At 66.5% G+C, this 13,451-nt stretch carries 12 protein-coding genes; 5 read left to right on the forward strand and 7 right to left on the reverse strand.

Annotation, left to right across the window (positions count from 1 at the left end; translation table 11 throughout):
* Positions 1-98: 98 nt before the first annotated feature.
* Positions 99-1,445 (forward strand): 8-oxoguanine deaminase, encoded by a 1,347-nt coding sequence (locus QW845_RS26175; RefSeq protein WP_315804402.1) that lies wholly within the window; start codon positions 99-101, stop codon positions 1,443-1,445.
* A gap of 76 nt (positions 1,446-1,521) precedes the next feature.
* On the opposite strand, the gene QW845_RS26180 is transcribed toward QW845_RS26175, so the two are convergent.
* From QW845_RS26180 to QW845_RS26195, 4 genes are all read right to left on the reverse strand, one after another.
* Positions 1,522-2,601: a BMP family ABC transporter substrate-binding protein gene (locus QW845_RS26180; RefSeq protein ID WP_315804403.1), complete on the reverse strand. Its 1,080-nt coding sequence runs from the start codon at positions 2,599-2,601 to the stop codon at positions 1,522-1,524.
* 80 nt (positions 2,602-2,681) lie between these two features.
* A complete protein-coding gene (locus QW845_RS26185; RefSeq protein ID WP_315804404.1) occupies positions 2,682-3,599 on the reverse strand; it encodes an ABC transporter permease in 918 nt (305 codons plus the stop codon).
* On the reverse strand, positions 3,586-4,677 hold the full coding sequence (locus QW845_RS26190; RefSeq protein WP_315804405.1) for an ABC transporter permease: 1,092 nt from the start codon (positions 4,675-4,677) through the stop codon (positions 3,586-3,588). The genes QW845_RS26185 and QW845_RS26190 overlap by 14 nt, the downstream gene beginning before the upstream one ends.
* Positions 4,661-6,226: an ABC transporter ATP-binding protein gene (locus tag QW845_RS26195; RefSeq protein ID WP_315804526.1), complete on the reverse strand. Its 1,566-nt coding sequence runs from the start codon at positions 6,224-6,226 to the stop codon at positions 4,661-4,663. Before QW845_RS26195 ends, QW845_RS26190 begins: the two co-directional genes overlap by 17 nt.
* Before the next feature lie 580 nt (positions 6,227-6,806).
* Between QW845_RS26195 and QW845_RS26200 the strand changes: the two genes are divergently transcribed.
* Positions 6,807-7,928 carry a hypothetical protein gene (locus tag QW845_RS26200; protein WP_315804406.1) on the forward strand — a complete coding sequence of 374 codons (1,122 nt, stop codon included), beginning with the start codon at positions 6,807-6,809 and terminating at the stop codon, positions 7,926-7,928.
* 52 nt (positions 7,929-7,980) lie between these two features.
* On the opposite strand, the gene QW845_RS26205 is transcribed toward QW845_RS26200, so the two are convergent.
* The gene (locus tag QW845_RS26205) at positions 7,981-8,502 is read right to left on the reverse strand and encodes a nucleoside deaminase (protein WP_315804407.1); all 522 of its coding nucleotides are present in this window, start codon (positions 8,500-8,502) and stop codon (positions 7,981-7,983) included.
* A gap of 124 nt (positions 8,503-8,626) precedes the next feature.
* Here QW845_RS26205 and QW845_RS26210 point away from each other — a divergent pair, with 124 nt between their 5' ends.
* On the forward strand, positions 8,627-9,589 hold the full coding sequence (locus QW845_RS26210) for a cation diffusion facilitator family transporter (RefSeq protein ID WP_315804408.1): 963 nt from the start codon (positions 8,627-8,629) through the stop codon (positions 9,587-9,589).
* Positions 9,590-9,679: 90 nt separating this feature from the next.
* On the opposite strand, the gene QW845_RS26215 is transcribed toward QW845_RS26210, so the two are convergent.
* Together QW845_RS26215 and QW845_RS26220 are read right to left on the reverse strand one after the other, a co-directional pair.
* Complete coding sequence (locus tag QW845_RS26215) at positions 9,680-10,816, reverse strand: MFS transporter (RefSeq protein ID WP_315804409.1); 1,137 nt, start codon at positions 10,814-10,816, stop codon at positions 9,680-9,682.
* Between the two features lie 32 nt (positions 10,817-10,848).
* Positions 10,849-11,622 (reverse strand): DeoR/GlpR family DNA-binding transcription regulator, encoded by a 774-nt coding sequence (locus QW845_RS26220; RefSeq protein WP_315804410.1) that lies wholly within the window; start codon positions 11,620-11,622, stop codon positions 10,849-10,851.
* A 122-nt stretch (positions 11,623-11,744) separates the two neighbouring features.
* Here QW845_RS26220 and QW845_RS26225 point away from each other — a divergent pair, with 122 nt between their 5' ends.
* Together QW845_RS26225 and QW845_RS26230 are read left to right on the forward strand one after the other, a co-directional pair.
* The gene (locus QW845_RS26225; RefSeq protein WP_315804411.1) at positions 11,745-12,683 is read left to right on the forward strand and encodes a 2-dehydro-3-deoxygalactonokinase; all 939 of its coding nucleotides are present in this window, start codon (positions 11,745-11,747) and stop codon (positions 12,681-12,683) included.
* A complete protein-coding gene (locus tag QW845_RS26230) occupies positions 12,680-13,321 on the forward strand; it encodes a 2-dehydro-3-deoxy-6-phosphogalactonate aldolase (protein ID WP_315804412.1) in 642 nt (213 codons plus the stop codon). The genes QW845_RS26225 and QW845_RS26230 overlap by 4 nt, the downstream gene beginning before the upstream one ends.
* Positions 13,322-13,451 lie beyond the last annotated feature (130 nt).

Below are 13,451 nucleotides of genomic sequence, written 5' to 3' on the forward strand. Positions count from 1 at the left end.
CTTGCAAGACCAGCGCCAACTGGCAATAGGATGACGCTGGCCTTCCGCTTGCAAGCTACCGGCACATGCAAGCGCCCAATCACCGAGACGAGGCAGCCATGAGCACGACGCCGATCTGGATCAAGGACCCGCTCGCCATTCTCGCCGAGGGCGCCACGCGCGGTGTCGTCGTCAAGGACGGTCGCATCGTCGAGCTGGTGCCTGCCGGTGCCGAGCCGGCGACTGCGGGCGCGGTGGCCTATGATGCGAGCGCGCATGTCGTCATCCCTGGTCTGATCAACACGCACCATCACTTCTACCAGACGCTGACGCGCGCGCTGCCGGCTGCGATGGACCGCGAGCTGTTCCCCTGGCTCAAGGCGCTCTATCCGATCTGGGCGAAGCTGACGCCGGAGGCGTTGGATGCGGCGGTCACGGTCGCGATGGCCGAACTGATGCTGTCGGGCTGCACGACCACGACCGATCATCACTACGTTTTCCCCGCCGGGCTCGAAGATGCCGTCGGCATCGAGGTCGCGGTGGCGAAGCGGCTCGGCATCCGTGTGCTGCTGACCCGCGGCTCGATGAACCTGTCGGAGCGCGACGGCGGACTGCCACCGGACAGCGTGGTGCAGGACGAGGACACGATCCTCGCCGACAGCGCGCGCGTGGTCACGACCTATCACGAGCGCGGACCCGATGCGATGGTGCAGATCGCGCTGGCGCCGTGCTCGCCGTTCTCGGTGACGGGATCGCTGATGCAGAAGACCGCTGCGCTTGCCGATAAGCTCGACGTGCGGCTGCACACGCATCTCGCCGAGACGGAGGATGAGAACCGCTTCTGCGAGCAGATGTTCGGCTGCCGTCCGCTGGACTATCTCGAGAAGAACGGCTGGCTCGGCCCGCGCACCTGGCTGGCGCACGGCATCTTCTTCAATGCCGAGGAGATGAAGCGGCTCGGCAAGGCCAGGACCACGATCAGCCATTGCGCCTGCTCGAACCAGTTGCTTGCCTCCGGCTGCTGTCCGGTGTGCGAGATGGAGGAGGCGGGCGTCGGGATCGGCCTCGGCGTCGACGGCTCGGCGTCGAACGACGGCTCCAACCTGATGCAGGAGGTTCGTGCCGCATTCCTGCTGCAGCGGGCGCGCTATGGCGTTGGCCGGATCAGCCACAAGGATGCGCTGCGCTGGGCGACCAAGGGCTCGGCCGCCTGCGTCGGCCGGCCAGAGCTCGGCGAGATCGCGCTGGGCAAGGCCGCCGACCTCGCGCTGTTCAAGCTCGACGAGCTGCGCTTCTCGGGTGCAGGCGATCCGATCGCGGCGCTGGTGCTATGCGGCGCGCACCGCGCCGATCGCGTCATGGTCGGCGGCCGTTGGACCGTGGTCGACGGCGCAATTCCGGGACTGGACGTCGGCGGGCTGATCGATCGGCACAGCGCGGCAGCCAGGGCCATGCGGGGAGGGTGAAGCGCGCAGCGTTGGAAAATATTCGCTCGAGAACTCTCCCCGACTTGTGGGGGAGAGTTCTAGCGGTGTACTGCGTCTACTTGCCCGGCACCTTGTCGTCGACGCCCTTGACGTAGAAGTTCATGCCGAGAATCTGTCCATCGGCGAGATGGTCGCCGCCCTTGCACTCGATCTCCTTGCCATCCTGGCCGAGCACGGGGCACTTGAACGGGTGCAGCTTGCCGGCGGTGATCGCGGCCTGCGTCTCCTCGGCCAGCTTCTTCACGTCGTCAGGCATGTTGGTATAGGGCGCCATCTCGAACATCTTGGAATCGAGGCCGCCCCAGGTGTCCTCCGATTTCCAGGTGCCGTCGAGCTCGGCCTTGACGCGCGCGATGTAGTAGGGGCCCCAGGTGTCGAGGATCGAGGTGAGCTGCGCCTTGGGGCCGAACTTGATCATCTCTGAGTCCTGGCCGAAGGCGAGCTTGCCGCGCTCGGCCGCGATCTGCATGGCGGCCGGGCTGTCGGTGTGCTGCATGATGATGTCGGCGCCCTGGTCGATCAGCGCCTTGGCGGCGTCGGCTTCCTTGCCCGGGTCGAACCAGGTGTTGGCCCAGATGATCTTGACCTTGATGTTCGGGTTCACCGTCTGCGCGCCGATGATGGTGGCGTTGATGCCCGAGATGACCTCCGGGATCGGGAACGAGCCGATATAGCCGAGCACGCCTGCCTTCGACATCTTGCCGGCGATGATGCCCTGGATGTAGCGGCCCTGATACCAGCGCGCCGAATAGGTCGACATGTTTTTGTCGCGCTTGTAGCCGGTGGCGTGCTCGAAATGCACGTTGGGATACTTCTTGGCGACCTTCAGGGTCGGATCCATGTAGCCGAACGAGGTCGTGAAGATCAGCTTGTTGCCGGCGCGGACCAACTGCTCGATGGCGCGCTCGGCGTCCGGGCCTTCCGGTACGTTCTCCAGATAGGTCGTCTCGATCTTGTCGCCGAGCTCCTTCACCAGCGCCTGGCGCGCGAGCTCATGCTGATAGGTCCAGCCGAGGTCGCCGATCGGTCCGAGATAGATGAAGCCGACCTTCAGCTTGTCGGCGGCGTGCGCCACGCCGGCGATGCTTCCCGCCAGCACCAGCGCAACGGCAGCCCCCAGAAGCCTTTTCATCATCGTCCATGCCTCCAAACAATCGGGGGAAACCTCGTGAGCCAGAGCGCCGCGCCCCATCGCTGGCGCTCCGGATGATTGCTTCAGCGATCCGGCACGAACACCGTCCCCAGCGCCGCCGGCGCAGTGGAGCCGCCGGTGCGGGCGCGCGACAGCAGCACCAGCACGATCACCGTGGCGAGATAGGGCAGCGCCGACATGAACTGCGAGGGGATGCCCACGCCCGCACCCTGCGCATGGAGCTGCAGGATCGTCACCGCGCCGAACAGGTAGGCGCCAATGACGAGGCGGCCCGGTCGCCAGGATGCGAACACGACCAGCGCCAGCGCGATCCAGCCGCGTCCCGCTGTCATGCCGGGAATGAAGAACGGGGTATAGGCCAGCGGCAGATAGGCGCCGGCGAGCCCGGCGCAGCCGCCGCCGAACAGCACCGCGAGCAAACGGATGCGCAGCACGGGATAGCCGAGCGCGTGGGCGGAGACATGGTTGTCGCCGCAGGCGCGCAGCACCAGGCCGGCACGGGTGCGGTACAGGAACCACCAGACGGCGATGATCAGCGCGAGCGACAGATAGACGAACGCGTCCTCGCCGAACAGGATGCGGCCGACCAGCGGAATGTCGCTGAGACCGGGAATGGAGAGGTGCGGCGCGGTGCCGATGCGCTCGCCGACGAAGCGCGCGCCGATCAGGCCGGACAGACCGATGCCGAGGATGGTCAGCGCGAGGCCCGTGGCCACCTGATTGACGGCGAGGCCAAGGGTCATGAACGCGAAGATCAGTGACATCAGCATGCCGGCGACGATGCCGCACAATGCGCCGACGACGATCGAGCCGGACAGCCAGGCCCCGCCGAAGCCGCAGGCCGCGCCGACGATCATCATGCCCTCGACGCCGAGGTTGAGCACGCCCGAGCGCTCGGTGACCAGCTCACCGGTGGCCGCCAGCAGCAGCGGCGTCGATGCGGCGAGCACCGACAGGATGATTGCTTCAACCAGCACCACTTTGCACCTGCCGCGCGGCGAAGACGAGCTTGAAACGGTAGAGGATGAGGGAATCGCAGGCGAGCACGTAGAACAGCAGGATGCCCTGGAACACCTTGGTCACATCGAGTGGAATCTTCATCGTGATCTGGGCCTGCTCGCCGCCAATGAACGTCAATGCGAGGAAGAGCCCTGCAATGAATATTCCAACTGGATTGAGACGCCCGAGGAAGGCCACGATGATCGCGGTGAAGCCATAGCCCGGCGAGATGCCTGGTTGCAGATGTCCGATGGGGCCCGCCACCTCGATGATCCCTACGAGACCGGCCAATGCGCCGGACACCGCGAATGTCAGGAGGATGAGCTGGTTGGCGTTGAAGCCGCCGAAGCGTGCCGCGCGGGGGGCCGCGCCGACGACGCGGATCTCGAACCCCTTGATGGTGCGCTCGAGCAGCACGAAGGCGCCTGCAACGACGAGCAGCGCGATGACGCTGCCGAGATGCAGGCGTCCGCCCTCGATCAGCACCGGCACGGTGGCGACCGGGTCGAACTCCGCCGTGGTGGGGAAGTTGAAGCCGGCGGGATCGCGCCAGGGGCCGCGGACGAGATAGTCGAGCAGGAGATCGGCGACATAGACCAGCATCAGGCTTGTGAGGATCTCGCTGGCGCCGAACCTGACGCGGCACAGCGCCGGGATCAGCGCGTAGAGCGCGCCGGCTGCGGCGCCTGCGACCAGCATCGCCGGCAGCACCCAATGTCCGGCCTCGGTGCCTTGCGTCTTGACCGCGATCCAGCTGCCGGCAACGGCGCCGATCAGGAACTGGCCTTCGGCGCCGATGTTCCAGGCGTTGGCGAGGTAGCACAGCGACAGACCGATCGCGATCATCACCAATGGCGTCGCTTTCACCGCGATCTCCTGCAGCGAATAGCCGTCGGTGAGCGGCGCGACGAAGTAGACGCCGAGCGCGGTGATCGGGTTCTTGCCGAGCACGGCGAACAGCACGCTCATCGTGACGAGTGTCAGTCCGATCGCGATCAGCGGCGAAACCAGCGCGATGGTGCGCGAACGCTCGGCGCGCTTCTCAAGCACGAGCTGCATGCGCCGCCTCCTTCTCGAGGCTGGCGCCGCCCATCAACAGGCCGAGCCTCTCCCGCGTGGCCTCGGCGCGCGGCAGCGCCTCCGACAAGTGTCCATGAAACATCACCGCGATGCGGTCGGCGATCTCGATCAGTTCGTCGAGGTCCTGGCTGGTGACGAGGACGGCAGCGCCGGCGCTGGCGAGATCGATCAGCGCCTGGCGGATGATCGCGGCGGCGCCGGCGTCGACGCCCCAGGTCGGCTGGTTGACGACCAGCACCGCCGGCGTGCGCAGGATCTCGCGGCCGACGACGAACTTCTGCAGGTTGCCGCCGGACAGGCTCGCCGCTTCCGGATCCCGCTTGGCCTTGCGGACGTCGAATGTCTCGGTCGTCAGATCGACCGTCCGCAACGTCGCGGCCGCGTTGATGAAGCCGTGCCGGACCATGTCGCTCGCGGCGTGTCCGGTCAGCAGCGCGTTCTCGGACAGCCGCATCCGCGGCGCGGTGCCGTGCCCCAGCCGCTCCTCCGGCACGAACGCCGCGCCCATCTTGCGCCGTTGGGTGATCGAGAGATTCCCGCAGGCGAGGCCGTCGATGATGATCGTGCCGGGCTCCTTGACGAGGCGTTCGCCGGACAGCGCAGCGAACAGCTCGTCCTGGCCGTTGCCGGCGACACCGGCGATGCCGAGGATCTCTCCGCCCTTCAGCTCGAAGGAAATGTTCTTGAGAGCCACGCCATGAAGCTCGCCCGGGGCGAGGGTGAGATCATTGACGACCAGACGCGGCACGGTGGTGTGCCGCTCGGCCGGCGGCTTCACCTGCTTGATCTCGGTGCCCACCATCATGCGGGCCAGCGAGGCAGCCGTCTCCAGCTTCGGATTGCAGGTCGCGACCTTCCTGCCGCCGCGCAGGATGGTGGCGGTGTCGCACAGCCGCTTCACCTCTTCCAGCTTGTGGCTGATGTAGAGAACAGCGCGGCCTTCCGCTTTCAGGCGCTCCAGGACGACGAACAGTTGGTCGGCCTCCTGCGGCGTCAGCACGGCGGTGGGCTCGTCCAGGATCAGGAATTTTGGATTCTGCATCAGCGCGCGCACGATCTCGATGCGCTGCCGCTCGCCGACCGACAATTGCCATACCTCGCGCTTCGGATCCAGCGGCAGGCCATAATCGCGCGCGACATCCGCGAGCCGCGCCGACATGGCCTTGAACGGCTCCTTGCCGTCGAGCCCGAGCGCCACGTTCTCGGCCACGGTGAGGTTGTCGAACAGAGAGAAATGCTGAAACACCATGCCGATGCCGAGGGATCGCGCTTCGGCCGGGCCGGACAGCTGGACCGGCTCACCCTGCCAGCGCAACTCGCCGGCGCTCGGCTGCACCAGTCCATAGATCGTCTTCACCAGGGTCGATTTCCCCGCACCGTTCTCGCCGAGCAGGGCGTGAATCTCGCGTGGCCGGATCTCGATGTCGATCTTGTCGTTGGCAACGAAGTCGCCATAGCGCTTGGTCAATCCGACCGTCTGCAGGAGCGGAGGCGTAGATTTCGGATCGACCGGCGCTGGGTCAGGCATTTGCTGCGTCATGGGGCAGGGGGAATGAAGCTGCCTCAATTGTGATCTAATTTGCCGCGGCGCGTAAGAGGCGAAAAGCGCCATCCTTTGCCCAACTCTTGTCCAACGGTTCATCCGCGGAGACCGGCGAATGCAGCGCGCCGTCGGTTGCAGGCATCGCAGGCCGCAATCGAGTCGAGCGCAGCGCCCCATGAAGTTCTGTGGCACTTCTGCGACACTGGCCGGGAAATCGATCCGGTCGCAGCAGGCTGCACGTTGGATGAGCAGCGTCATGCAATGCGCGTCCAATGGCGCGCTTGCGCTCACGGGTGATCGCGAAATCGTGCGAGAGGCCAGGCGACGCTTTTCGGAAAAACTTCAGCAATGTGAAGCAGCAAGATCGTGATCCGGGAGCGTCGCGGCCGCGGCCAATCGTCCCATGGTCGCGCCCGCGACCGCCACCGTCGACGCCGCAATACGGCATAACCTTGATCAAACTGCGGGCAAGTCCTGGAGAAAGTTGAGGCTTCTCCGGCCGGTGGAACGGCGCAACTGTGCATGCAAGTCGGGAATCTGCGCTTGTCAACTGGGGGTGTTCGGAATGTCGTTTCGTCAAATAATCGCGGCGGCCGTCGCGCTGGGCGCGGTCGCACTGACGTCAATCGGTGTCGCTGGGGCCGCTGATCTGCCTGCCAAGGCGGTCGCGAAAAAGGCTCCGGCCGAGGTGCCGTTCTTCCTCGTCGTCGACAATCGCGTCAGCTACTCCTACATCTTCGATGCCAGCCAGCCTGGTGCATGGAGCGTGAACGGCAACGGCACATTCAACGCCAAGACCGCCAAGCAGGTCTACTCGTTCACCCATTTCGACGTCTGGGGCTACGGCACCAACTTCTTCACGATCTCGCTGTTCAAGTCGGACCACAACGATCCCGCCGGACCGTGCACGCAGACCGGCGGCATCGTCTCGCCCAACGCCGGCTTCGCGTTCACGCCGGCGAGCTGCGCCGGCGCGACCGAGATCTACGGCCTGTTCCGCTCGACCTTCGGCTGGAATCAGATCTTCAACACCAAGGCCTTCACCATGGGCCCGCTGCAGAACATCTCGTTCGAGGTGGGCATGGATGCCAACACCGAGAACCGCTATTTCGGCGCCGCCAAGCGCGACGTGGTCGCCGGCCTGCAGTTCGCGTTCAACCTGCCCTACAAGGGCTATTTCAACGTCGCTCCCCTGATGTATTGGGAGTTCGCCAACCACAACTCGTTCTCACAGTGCGGCGCCGGCTGGTCGAACCCCTGCATTACTGACGGCAATACCTCGTTCAAGCCGACCTGGGCGGTCGAGACCAACTACTACATGGATCTCGGTTTCCTGCCCGAGAGCATGCAGTTCTTCTCGATCTCGGGCCGCGCCGGCTGGTACGGCAAGAAGGGCACCGATACCGAGCCGCTCCCGGCGAGCGTCGCGAACGGCGTCTATCCGACGAAGGTCGAGTTCAACTCCGAGCCGATCCGCCTGACCTTCGACGCGTCGAAGGCGATGTGGGGCGAGAAGCAGAGCCACATGATCGACGTCTGGGTGGCCTATCGCTACTGGCAGAACAAGTTCGGCCTCGACCACAACAACGCGGTCGGCTGTTCCGTCGCCGGCGTCGGCGGCACCCGCGTCGCCACGGGCGCCTGCACCGAGTCGTCGCTGTATTCAGGCGTGACCGTGAAGTTCTGATATCGACCGAGCCACGCAAGCAGGCACCGCGCCTCCGGTCGCGGCGCCTGCTTCATTTGTCCCAGGCTCCCTCATGCAGCGTCGCGGCTTCGTCCTCCAGCAGGGGGCCGACGACTTCGGTCGCACGCTGGCCGCTCGCGAACACGTCGCGGCAGGGCAGGTCGAGGGTCGGGTTCTCCGGATGGTTGCCGGTGAGGTCGCGCAGCCGCCCTTCGCTCAGCCCATAGACCACGCGTCCGATGCCCGCCCAGTAGATCGCGCCCGCGCACATCGCGCATGGCTCGGCCGACGAATACAGGGTGGCAGCCGCTCTGATTTCGGGCGCAATCGAAATGCAGGCCTGGGTCGCGGCCAGCCGCTCGGCATGCGCCGTGGCGTCATGTGCCGGCATATAGCCGTTCTCGGCCTCGATCAGAACGCGGCCGTCGGCCGCGATGAGCACGGCTCCGAACGGATGATTGCCGTTGGACGTCGCACGGCGCGCGATGGCGAAGCTGTGGCGCAGGAAATGTGCGTCCCGGTCTTGTGCGTCGGCCTGCCTCTGTCCGTCTCTTGCCTGATCTGCCGGTCCCATCGCCACTCTGCTCCGTTGCGGGTCGGGGGATCCTGCGCCGGCGCGGAGACGTCCGCAACCGCGGGAACTGATGGCCCGCGGCTCGCGTTTCCCGGCGCACGAGTGCGGAGAGCGGGCAGGCGACATGGCGGCAAACGCGGATTCCAGGGTGGCCGTGTATGCGGCGCTTGCCGGCAATCTGCTCGTGGCCTGCACCAAGATCGCCGCGGCGATCTGGACCGGCAGCTCGGCCATGATGAGCGAGGCGATCCACTCCGTCGTCGACACCTCGAACGAGCTCCTGCTGCTCTACGGCTTTCATCGCGCGAGCCGTCCGCCCGACCGACGGCATCCGCTCGGGCATGGTCGTGAGCTCTACTTCTGGAGCTTCATCGTTGCGCTGCTCTTGTTCGCGCTCGGCGCCGGCGTCTCGCTGTACGAAGGCGTCGCGCATCTGATGCATCCGCTGCCGATCGAAGACCCGACGGTGAACTACATCGTGCTCGCGCTCTCATTCGTCTTCGAGGCTGGGTCCTGGTGGGTGGCGGTGCGACGCTTTCGTGCGGCTGCCCCGGGTCTCTCCTACCTCGAGGCATTCAGGCGCAGCAAGGACCCGCCGGCCTTCATGGTCGTGTTCGAAGACACCGCGGCCCTGATCGGCATCGTCATCGCTGCTGCTGCCATGGCCGCGGCCGTCGCCTTCGATCAGCCGGCATGGGACGGCATCGGGTCCATCCTGATCGGCGTGCTGCTTGCGGTGACCTCGATGGTGCTCGCGCGGGAGAGCAAGAGCCTCCTGATCGGCGAGCCCGCGGATCCCGAGCTGGCGCGTTCGATCCTCGACATCGCGCGCAGGAGGCAAAGCGTCAAGTCGGCCAACGGGCTGCTCACGGTGCAGCTGTCGCCGCAGCAGGTCGTCGTCGCGCTGAGCATCGAGTTTGCGGACGATCAGCGCGCCGACGATATCGAGCGGGCCGTCGTGGCAATCGAAAGCGAGCTGAGGGCGCGGCATCCGATCGTCGCAGCGCTGTTCGTCAAGCCGCAGACCGGCGCCCGCTATCAGGAAATGCGTGAGAGCCTGCTGCAAGATGGTTCGGCTTCGGCGTGAGATTGGCGGCTCAGCGGTCAGACGCCGCCGTTTCGTGCAGGCGAATGGTCGAGCCATGAGATGCTGGAGCCTGAGCCGCGCACAGCGCTCCTAGGGCGGTGTCCGCGCGGCCAACGGCGCGCTCGCGAGCACGATCACCAGCAGCGCGGCCAACATCCAGAACGCGGCCGGGAGGCTCGTGGCCGCGGCGACGAAGCCGATGCCGGCCGGTCCGAGCAGCACGCCGGAGTAGCCTGCGGTGGTGACGGCAGCGACGGCCAGCCCGACCTGCATCGCGGTCTGCGCCCCGGCCCGGCGGAACAGCACCGGGACGAGGTTCGACGCGCCCAGGCCGATCAGCGCAAAGCCCGCCATGGCAGCAGCAACCAAGGGAGCCGTGAGCAGCAGGACGAAGCCGGCGATCGCGATCGCGCTGCCCCCCAGCAGCGTTGCGCGATCACCGATCCGGGCAACCACGGCATCCCCGACGAGGCGCCCGGCGGTCATTGCGATCGAGAACATGATGTAGCCCAGTCCGGCCTGTGCGGCCGGCAGGCGCCCGGAACCGGCGAGCAGCAGCGCGCTCCAGTCGAGCATCGCGCCTTCGACCAGGAACATGATCGCCGCGAGCGCCGCCAGCAGCAGCACCGCGCCATGGGGAAGCACGAGCAGAGGCCCCGTTTGCGCGGGCTTGCTCGCCATCAGTCGTGGGGCAGCGACGATCATCGCGGCCAAGGCGAGTGCGCAGCAGGCCAGCGTGCCGAGCAGCGGCGCGACGTCGAACGCAAGCAGCGCGGTCATGACGCCGGAGCCCGCGAAGCCGCCGATGCTGAACTGGGCATGGAAACCCGACATCAGCGGACGCTCGCTCAGCCGCTCGACGTCGATCGCCTGGATGTTCACCGCGACGTCGAGCGAGCCCAGCGCCGCTCCGAAGGCGAACAATGCGAGCGCAAGCGTCGCTGGCGTTGCGGCGATCGCCAGCAGCGGCAGGAACAGCGCGAGAGCGATGCCGCTGACGACAACGACCGGCTTGCTGCCATAGCGGGCGCTCAGCAGACCTGCCGCCAGCATCGATGCGACCGAGCCCACGCCGAGCGAGAGCAGCAGCAGGCCGAGCGTTGCATCGTCGACGCCGAGCCGCTGCTTGGCAAACGGCACCAGCGGTGCCCAGCAGGCGATGCCGAAGCCGGCGACGAAAAAGGCCAAGCGGGTCGCGAGCCGCGCCGCGCTGTGATCAGAACTCATTTGGAAGATTCCTGACTTTCTGAAAGGCGCTGTCACACCGGCGGAGCGGCCGTCACGATGGTCGCTCCCGCCCGTTTGAGCAGGGCAAGTCGAGCCGCCGGCGCATCATGCTCGACGGTGAGCTGGCTGATCGTCTTGGCGCCGGCGACACGGTGAGGCGCTCGGGTCTCGAGCTTCTCGTTGGTGACCATTGCGACGCTGACGCGGCTCAGCGACAGCAGCGTCCGCTTGAACGCTGCGTCGGTCGGATCAATCGCGCTGATGCCGCCTTGCGCCGACACGGCGCAGGCGCCGATGAAGCAGCGGTCGATGTTCAAGCGCTGCATCTGCATGAGGGCGTCGGCGTCGACACAGCCGCCGACTGCGGGGTGAACGGAGCCGCCGATCATGATCAGTTGCAGGTCCTGCCGATGCAGCACGGTTGCGGCAATGTCGATGGCGTTGGTTGCGACGGTGAGATCGAAATCATCGGGCAGGACCTCAGCGAGCGCGAGGTTGGTGCTGCCACTATCGAGGAAAAGAAATTCGCCACGCGCGATGCCGCGGGCGGCTGTCCGGGCGAGCGCCAGCTTGCGTTCGCGATCCTGCCCGATCCGCGCCGCCATCGGGGTCATGCCGCCGGCGATCGGCAATGCGCCGCCGTACACCCGGCGGCAGCGTCCTTCGGCGGCAAGCGCGCGAAGATCGCGCCGGATCGCATCCTCGGAGACGCCGAATTCATGGGCCAGGGCGGCCGCGATGACCGCGTGCCCTGTAGCGAGGCGGCCGGCGATCTGGTCGCGACGCGCCAGTGGAAGGTCTGACATGCCTCCTCATATCAGGCAGGAACAAGAATAACAACGTGCATAATCGTGCACGATGCAATTTGTTGTTTGCGCGGCCAGCCGGGCATGTCATTGCCAGATGTCGAACTGTTCGGGAGCAGGACGTGACCGCCGCCGATTCGTCAGCAACGCCGGCCTTTGTCGCCGTCGACTGGGGCACCTCCAGTTTCCGTGCCTGGCTAATGGCAGGAGACGGCACGGAGCAGGCGGAGAGCCGTGGTGGCGAGGGCATGCTGCATTGCGCGACATCGGGCTTTGCGCCGGTGCTGCGCGATCATCTGGCGCAACTCGGCGCGCCGGCCGATGTTCCGGTGCTGATCTGCGGCATGGCCGGCGCCCGGCAAGGCTGGGTCGAGGCGCCGTATCTGCACACGCCGACCCGGCTGGAGGCGTTGCACGCCGGCGCGATCGGCGTCGACACCGAGGGCGACGTCAGGATTCTGCCGGGGCTGGCGCAGGCCCGTGCAGATCAGCCGGACGTGATGCGCGGCGAGGAAACCCAGCTGCTCGGCGTCACCGAGCCGGACTTCACCGGGATCGTCTGTATTCCGGGCACGCACAGCAAATGGATCCGGATCGATGCCGGCGCTGTGATCGATTTTGCCACCTACATGACTGGCGAGCTGTTCGCTGTCGTCTCTCAGCATAGCATTTTGATGCACGCCGTCGAACCGGAAGCCTCGACCGTCGCGCACGACGCGGCATTCCGCGAGAGCCTTGCGGCGGCGCTTGCCGCGCCGACGTCACTGACCAATGCGCTATTCCGGCTCCGCGCAGCCCAGCTCCTCAATTTCGAGCAGCGGTCCGACGGGGCTGCGAGGCTCTCCGGGCTTCTGATCGGCAGCGAGATCGCCGACGCGCGGGTGCGGTTCGGCGCCGAGCTTCCGCTGCGGTTGATCGGAGCGGGCCGGCTCGGCCGTCTCTACTGCGCGGCGCTGGCGGCTGCTGATTTCGACGTGAACGAATGTGATGCCGAGCAGGCGTCCCGGCGCGGCCTGGTCAAGGCCGCGCGGCAGATCTGGGGAGCGCGTTTCCGACCATGACAAAGTCCGTTGCCTGGCCGCACGTCAAGCGGTCGCTCGTCGCGATCCTGCGCGGCATCAAACCCGACGAGTCCGAGGCCGTCGTCGATGTCCTGATCGAAGCCGGTTTCGAGCTGATCGAGGTTCCACTCAACTCGCCGGAACCGTTCGCCTCGATCGAGCGTCTCGCCGCCCGGTTCGGCAAGCACTGCCTGATCGGTGCAGGGACGGTCGTCAATGCCGCAGATTGCGTGCGGGTCGCGGAGGCCGGCGGGCGTCTGATGGTCAGCCCCAACGTCGACGTCGAAGTGCTGGCGACCGCGCAGGCCTATGACATGGTGACCATGCCCGGGGTGTTCACGCCGAGCGAAGCGTTTCTCGCGCTGCGCTGCGGCGCCTCGGCCCTGAAATTTTTTCCTGCCTCAGTGCTCGGTCCGTCGGGAATTGCCGCGCAGCTTGCCGTCCTGCCGAAGGGCGTCGTGGTCGGCGCCGTCGGCGGCGTATCGGACAGCAATCTCGCCTCCTATGCTGCAGTCGGCGTGCGGGCCTTCGGACTGGGCTCGAGCCTGTACAAGCCGGGCATGAGCGCGAGTGATGTACGGCAGACCGCGGCCGCTTCGGTTCGTGCCTATGACGAGGCCATCGCAGCGGCGAGCTGAGTGCGTCCACGCTCGATGACGGTCTCGTGATGTTGTCGGACGAGCGTCGCGACCGCCTTCGTCACCGCAACGACCGGCTGGCTCGTTGTCTCGGTGACGGCGTGGACGATCCGGCGCAAGCTGCGCGTCA

Origin of the sequence: Bradyrhizobium sp. SZCCHNS3002 (assembly GCF_032377435.1) — a bacterium.
Lineage (GTDB): Bacteria > Pseudomonadota > Alphaproteobacteria > Rhizobiales > Xanthobacteraceae > Bradyrhizobium.

What these genes read in the sequence shown, in the direction of transcription:
- QW845_RS26175 (WP_315804402.1), top strand. Translation starts at nt 99, where the DNA reads ATGAGCACGACGCCGATCTGGATCAAGGACCCGCTCGCCATTCTCGCC.
- QW845_RS26180 (WP_315804403.1), bottom strand. Translation starts at nt 2,601, where the DNA reads ATGATGAAAAGGCTTCTGGGGGCTGCCGTTGCGCTGGTGCTGGCGGGA.
- QW845_RS26190 (WP_315804405.1), bottom strand. Translation starts at nt 4,677, where the DNA reads ATGCAGCTCGTGCTTGAGAAGCGCGCCGAGCGTTCGCGCACCATCGCG.
- QW845_RS26195 (WP_315804526.1), bottom strand. Translation starts at nt 6,226, where the DNA reads ATGCCTGACCCAGCGCCGGTCGATCCGAAATCTACGCCTCCGCTCCTG.
- QW845_RS26200 (WP_315804406.1), top strand. Translation starts at nt 6,807, where the DNA reads ATGTCGTTTCGTCAAATAATCGCGGCGGCCGTCGCGCTGGGCGCGGTC.
- QW845_RS26205 (WP_315804407.1), bottom strand. Translation starts at nt 8,502, where the DNA reads ATGGGACCGGCAGATCAGGCAAGAGACGGACAGAGGCAGGCCGACGCA.
- QW845_RS26210 (WP_315804408.1), top strand. Translation starts at nt 8,627, where the DNA reads ATGGCGGCAAACGCGGATTCCAGGGTGGCCGTGTATGCGGCGCTTGCC.
- QW845_RS26215 (WP_315804409.1), bottom strand. Translation starts at nt 10,816, where the DNA reads ATGAGTTCTGATCACAGCGCGGCGCGGCTCGCGACCCGCTTGGCCTTT.
- QW845_RS26220 (WP_315804410.1), bottom strand. Translation starts at nt 11,622, where the DNA reads ATGTCAGACCTTCCACTGGCGCGTCGCGACCAGATCGCCGGCCGCCTC.
- QW845_RS26230 (WP_315804412.1), top strand. Translation starts at nt 12,680, where the DNA reads ATGACAAAGTCCGTTGCCTGGCCGCACGTCAAGCGGTCGCTCGTCGCG.